5 protein-coding genes are annotated in these 6000 nt (G+C 67.1%); 3 read left to right on the top strand and 2 right to left on the bottom strand.

The genetic code is table 11. From position 1 onward, the window contains the following. A partial coding sequence (locus HH310_RS26265) for an exonuclease domain-containing protein (RefSeq protein WP_211192641.1) occupies positions 1-1749 on the top strand: 1749 nt, incomplete at its 5' end. A 95-nt stretch (positions 1750-1844) separates the two neighbouring features. Here HH310_RS26265 and HH310_RS26260 read toward each other — a convergent pair. Further along, the gene (locus tag HH310_RS26260) at positions 1845-2483 is read right to left on the bottom strand and encodes a hypothetical protein (protein WP_169178306.1); all 639 of its coding nucleotides are present in this window, start codon (positions 2481-2483) and stop codon (positions 1845-1847) included. 303 nt (positions 2484-2786) lie between these two features. Between HH310_RS26260 and HH310_RS26255 the strand changes: the two genes are divergently transcribed. Continuing rightward, a complete protein-coding gene (locus tag HH310_RS26255; protein ID WP_169178305.1) occupies positions 2787-3530 on the top strand; it encodes an SDR family NAD(P)-dependent oxidoreductase in 744 nt (247 codons plus the stop codon). Between the two features lie 403 nt (positions 3531-3933). On the opposite strand, the gene HH310_RS26250 is transcribed toward HH310_RS26255, so the two are convergent. Then, positions 3934-5691, bottom strand: coding sequence for a glycoside hydrolase family 15 protein (locus tag HH310_RS26250; RefSeq protein ID WP_169178304.1), 1758 nt, complete (start codon positions 5689-5691; stop codon positions 3934-3936). Between the two features lie 97 nt (positions 5692-5788). On the opposite strand from HH310_RS26250, the gene HH310_RS44085 reads away from it, so the two are divergent. Beyond that, positions 5789-5944 carry a thiamine pyrophosphate-binding protein gene (locus HH310_RS44085; RefSeq protein WP_169178303.1) on the top strand — a complete coding sequence of 52 codons (156 nt, stop codon included), beginning with the start codon at positions 5789-5791 and terminating at the stop codon, positions 5942-5944. The last annotated feature ends 56 nt before the right edge of the window (positions 5945-6000 follow it).

Here is a 6000-nt window from a genome sequence, read left to right as displayed (position 1 = left end):
GTGGTCGTTGTCCGGCATGACTTCCGCCGACCGTGTGTGCTTGCGTTCGAGGTAAGCAGGGAAGCTTTGGAACGCGTCCGATGGGATGCCGCGAGCGCCGGCGAGGTCGTTGCGGCAGCGGCGTCGAAGGTCTTGATGAGACCGGAGGGCGTGTACGACGATCTTGGATCGGTCGATGACTGGCTCGATGAGATGTCGATCGACTTGACCGCCACGGCAAGAGACGCGCTGGCGGACATGGTCGCCAGCCAAGGCATGACGGAGGACAGATCTCCGGCTGGTTTCGCTGTCGTGGACGTGGAGACTAGCGGCCTGTCGCCGGAATTCGACCGGGTTGTCGAGATCGCGGTTGTGGGAACGGATCGTGCGGGCAACGTGGTCGACGAGTGGACGACGTTGGTGAACCCCGACGGGCCTGTCGGGAAGACGAGCATTCATCGCATCACCGCTGCGGATGTGGCCGACGCACCTCGTTTTGCAGACATCGTCGGAGAGCTGACTCGGCGCCTGGCAGGGCGGGTGATCGAAGGTCACAACGTGCAGTTCGACCTGCGTTTCCTGCACGCCGAATATGCGCGAGCGCAGCTGAGGTTGCCGCGACTCGTAACGCTGTGCACGTACCAGGAAAGCTATTCTTATCTTCCTGGCCTGGATCGGCGGCGATTGCCGGATTGCTGCCACGCCGCGGGCGTGGTGCTCGACGATGCGCACGCGGCGCTGGAGGACGCGCGCGCTGCTGCCGGGTTGTTGCGGGTATATCTCGGTTCGGGGACCGGACTGGCGAACTCGCATCGGCAATTGCCAGAAGAAGCGGCACGAATCGGATGGCCACAGATTCCAAGCTCTGGTGCGGCAATCAAGGTCCGTCCACCCGCAACCCCGCCGCCCGTACCGGCACCGGCAGGCGCACTCGCCGCACTGCTGGAAGACCTGGCAATCGACAACTTGCTGGACGACGGGGCACCGCGGTCCGCTGTCGGATACGTCGAGATCCTCGCCGAAGCGCTGGAGGACGGGATCCTCACCGAAGACGAGGCAGCCGCGCTCGCTGACCATGCGCGATTCGCCGGGCTCACCCGCGCTGACGTGGACGCAGCGCACGGAGAGTTCGTCCTGATGCTGGCGCGCAAGGCGGTCGCCGATGGCCGAGTGTCGGCTGAAGAGCGACGCGAGCTGAACAACGTCGCGGAGCTACTCGCGGTACCGGACAAGGTGGTGAAGCGTCTGCTCGACGAGGCGGACTCGGAATGGGTTGCGCACCTGAGCCGAGACTGCCGCCCATTGCCGGACGAGTGGGCATTCGGTGAGCCATTGCGTGTTGGTCAGAAGGTGGCGTTCACCGGCGGTGAACCGGTACGCCGGGCGCGGCTGGAGATCGCGGCTCAAGCCGCTGGGCTGCGGGTCATGAACAACGTCTCGGGAGTGACGGCGATGCTCGTGACCCCGGAGGCTCGGCCGGATTCGAGAAAGGGCGAGGCGGCGCTCAAGCACGGAACGCGGATCGTGCGACCTGGCGTGTTCGAGCGGATGATCGTTTACGTCCAGCCGGCACCGGAACGATCGAACGGGCATCGAGTCGCCGAAGCCGTCACTCCGGGGAAAGCCGGCCTTGAGGCGCCGGGTGTTCCCGCGTCACCCTCTGTCATCCGCGCTTGGGCAAGGGAGAACGGGTACGTGGTCGGGCCACGGGGACGGCTGCCCCAAGATGTGCAAGCGGCTTTCCTGATCGCTACGGAAAGCGGGATCTGACCCGGTCATCGCGGCGGGGCGCTGCTTATCATCGCCTGTTTCATCAATATCGCGGCGTGCTCTGCGCTCGAGAACGTGCCTTGACCCGCCGGGCCTCATTCGTGCTCGGAAAGCACCTTCTCGGCCGCCGCGGGATCGCGCGCCACCCGCACCAGCGCCGACATGAGCCGCGCCACCTGGCTCGGGTTAGTCAGGGCGCCGAGGTCACTCGCCGTTGACGGGAGGTGCAACAGCTTCGCGCCGTCGATGGCCTTGCTGTCCGCGAACGGGGCGATGTCGGGCCACACCGCCTGGACCTCGCGCAGGAAGATGTCTGCTCCCGTCGGGCCGATGCCGGGGAAGTCGGTCAGCAAACCCCGCAGGCCGGAGACGTCGCCCTCCGCTGAACCGTGCAGCCGGCGCAGGTCGCCGCGCCAGCGGTCCTGGCATAGCTGGGCGGCGTCGCCGAGCAAGGTCGCCGTGTGCTCGTAGCGGCGGTAGTGACCGCGACGGAGCGCGTCCACGCGGTCCGGCCATCTCGCCGAGAGCATCGCTCGGGGCGTGCGGTAGCCGGCCGCGAACAACTCCCGGGCGGCCGCCACCGCCAGCACGGCGGTGACGCGGGCGCTCAGCAACGTCGTCAGCACGAGCAGCTGATAGAGCGGTCCCGGCTTGTCCGCGAGCTTGATCCCAGCTTCGTCGGCGAGGGTACGGCCCTGCTGCTGGAGCAAAACCGCGACGCGGTTATCGGTCAACGGACTTACGCTTGAGCGTTCTGGGCATATCCTCACGGGCCGGCATCGCATCCTCCTTCGAAAGCCGCATCGGAGCAGTTCCGAAACCTCACTGTGCCCGCGATACGCCCTGGTCAAACGGCTTCGCCGACGCTCATGAACCGAGCAAGTGGTTTTCGAGTGAAGACCAAGTGGAGCCCTATTCCATTATCCGCCGTGTTCACCTTCGCTGTTGAGAGATCATTCATCGCCTTCAGAATGGATGAGCGGAAAGAACTCGCTCTACTGTCGCTGGCATGAAATCGCGACACCAGAACCCAAATCATGACTGAGAAAAACCTGTCCGGCAAAATCGCGCTGGTGACCGGCGGCAGCCGGGGACTTGGTGCCGCGGCCGCACGCCGCCTGGCAAGCGCGGGCGCCGACGTGGCGATCGCCTACGAGAAGGCGGCCGGCAAGGCGGCCGCGGTCGTGGCGCAACTCGGGGCGAAGGCAATGGCCATCCAGGCGGACCAGGGCAGCCCGGAGGACGTGACGAACCTGGTCGCCTCGGTCGTCGAGCGGTTCGGCCGCATCGACATCCTGGTCAACAGCGCGGGGATCTTCCTGGGTGGCGGCCCGATGGGCTCGCTCACCCGCGCGGACACCGAACGCTTGTGGGGGGTGAACGTGCACGGCGTCGTCAACACCACCGTCCAGGCCGTGGCGCACATGCCCGAAGGCGGTCGCGTCATCAGCATCGCGACGGTCACCGGAAAACGCGCCTACGCCGCGGGTTTCGGTGACTACAGCGCGACAAAGGCGGCCTTGAGCCTGTACGGACGGTCCTGGGCGCACGAACTCGCTCCGCGCAAAATCACGGTCAACACGGTGGTGTCCGCGTTCGCCGAGACCGACATGGGCATCCCGCAGGACAGCGCACTCGGCCGCACCCTGCTCGCCCGGACGCCGTTTCACCGCTACGCGAAGCCTGAGGAAGTGGCCGCGGCGATCGGCTTCCTGGCGGGTCCGGACGCGTCGTACATCACCGGCGCGGACATCGATGTCGATGGCGGGTGGAACGCGTAGAAAAATAGTGCGAGACGAGATCTAGAGACCTCTCGTGGCGCCGGCGACCGGGATCGCAGCGCGGCGCGGACATTGCTGCGCATCGCCAAGCGGGTCGCGTCACACCGTCGACCCGACCGGAAGCGCCATCGAAGCCATGCAACGCCCCTGCAATGCCATCATGTGGGATCCGCGTCCGTTGTACGGGATTGGCGACCACATGGTGGCAGCGCGTCCACAACGTGAGAATCACATCCACAGTGGAGCGACTTTTCGCCGCTTTCCTCCCCGTTTAGTCGGCCGCCTTCCCTACCGCTTCGTAGACCTTGGATACTTAGGGTTCGCATGTGGGCGTAACTCTCCAAGGTCTCGACCAAATCCAGAATGTGGCCGGGATCCATCCGCGGGCGCGCCCGACTGGACGTCAGCGCGGCGCGGCGCCGCTCAGCGTCCGGGCCGAGTTGACCAGGCCCAGGAGGCTGAACGCCTGCGGGGTGTTCCCCAATTGCCGAGCAGACACCGGGTCGTACTCCTCGGACAACAAACCCACGTCGTTGCGCAGGTGCAGGAGCCGCTCGAACAGCTCCGTCGCCTCGTGCTTGCGGCCGATGCCGTGCAACGCCTCGACCAGCCAGAACGAGCAGATCAGGAAGACACCCTCGGCGCCGGGCAGGCCGTCGTCCGCGCGATACCGTAGCAGGAAACCGTCCTGCGTCAACTCCCGCTGAATCGCCTCGACCGTGCCGATCACCCGCGGATCCTCGTACGGCAGAAAACCCACCCGCGGCATCAACAGCACCGCCGCGTCGAGCGCCGTCGAACCGTACGACTGGGTGAAGGTGTTGCGGTCGGTGTCGAAGCCCTTCTCGCACACCTCGGCATGGATCTCGTCGCGGATCGAGCGCCAGCGGTCGGCCGGACCGGGCAGGCCGTGCCGTTCCGCCCCGCGCACCGCCCGGTCGAAGCCGACCCACGCCATGAACTTCGAGTGCACGAAATGCCGGCGTGAACCGCGCACCTCCCAGATGCCGTTGTCCGGCTCCCGCCAGGTGTGCTCGAGCTGGTCGAGCAGCGCGAGCTGGAAATCCCACCCGGCGTCGGTGGCGGCGATCCCCGCTTCCCGGCTCAGGTGCAGGCTGTCCAGCACCTCGCCCCACACGTCAAGCTGGAACTGGCCGGCTGCCGCGTTACCGGCGCGCACCGGCGTGGAGCCCTCGTAGCCGGAGAGCCAGTCGAGCGAATACTCCGGAATGCGCCGGGTGCCGTCCAGGCCGTACATGATCTGCAGGTCCGCCGGGTCGCCGGCCACCGCGCGCAGTAACCATTCGCGCCACGCCTTGGCCTCGGTCTCGAAGCCGGTGCCCAGCAGCGCCTGCAACGCGTACGTGGAGTCGCGCAGCCAGCAATAGCGGTAGTCCCAGTTGCGGGGGCCGCCGAGCTGCTCCGGCAAGGACGTGGTCGCGGCCGCCAGGATGCCGCCCGTCGGGGCGTACGTGAGAGTTTTGAGGGTGAGCAAGGCACGCCGGACCGCGCCGGAATAGAGGCCCTTGTAGTCGCAACGGTCGATCCAGTGCCGCCAGACGCGGCCCGTCGTTTCCAGCGCGTGCTGCGGGTCGATCGGTTCCGGGCGGGGCAGGTGGGACTGCTGGTAGCTCAGCACGAACGAGACGCTCTGGCCCTTGCTGACCGTGAACTCAGCGGTCCGCGGATTTTCCCCATGCACCCGTACGCCGGTACGAAGCCACACCGCGTCCGGACCGGCAATAGCGACGAGTTCCCCGTGGCGGCGGAACACCCAGGGGCGGATCCGACCGTAGTCGAACCGGAGCAGGAGCTGCATCGTCATCGGCACGGATCCGGAGAGGCCCTCGACGATCCGGACCACGTCGGCGGTCTGGTCGCGGGGCGGCATGAGGTCGACGACGCGTACCGAACCGGACGGGGTCTCCCACTCGGTCTCCAGGATCATGGTGTCGTCGCGGTAGCGGCGGCGGGTGGCCACGCCGCCGGAGGCGGGGGCGATGCGCCAGTGCCCCGCCGACTCGTCGTGCAGCAGCGCCGCGAAGCAGGCGGGCGAGTCGAAGCGCGGCAGGCACAGCCAGTCGATCGACCCGTCCCGCCCGACGAGCGCGGCCGTGTGCAGGTCACCGATGACGGCGTAGTCCTCGATGCGTCCGGGCATAACCCCAGCTCATACCCCTGCGGAAAGGGGCCCACACGCCCCGTGCGGCAAAGCACAACCCCGGGTTGGATTTCCCCGTACGGGGTAGCCAGCGCTCGTGGCTGCCGAGTGGGGCGTCGACACCGCCTTCGGGCTGCCGGGAGACGGCATCATGGAGGGGCTTCGCCGGCACTCTGACCAGGTGAAATTCATCCTCGTGCACCATGAGGAGGCGGCGGCGTTCATGGCCACGGCGAGGGGGTCGCGCATCTGACCTTCCCCAACGATGTGCAGGTGGCGCTGGCCGGCCAGGACCCGTACACGTCGGTG

Origin of the sequence: Actinoplanes sp. TBRC 11911 (assembly GCF_012933445.1) — a bacterium.
Lineage (GTDB): Bacteria > Actinomycetota > Actinomycetes > Mycobacteriales > Micromonosporaceae > Actinoplanes.
This window is presented reverse-complemented; position numbering and strand designations above follow the sequence as displayed.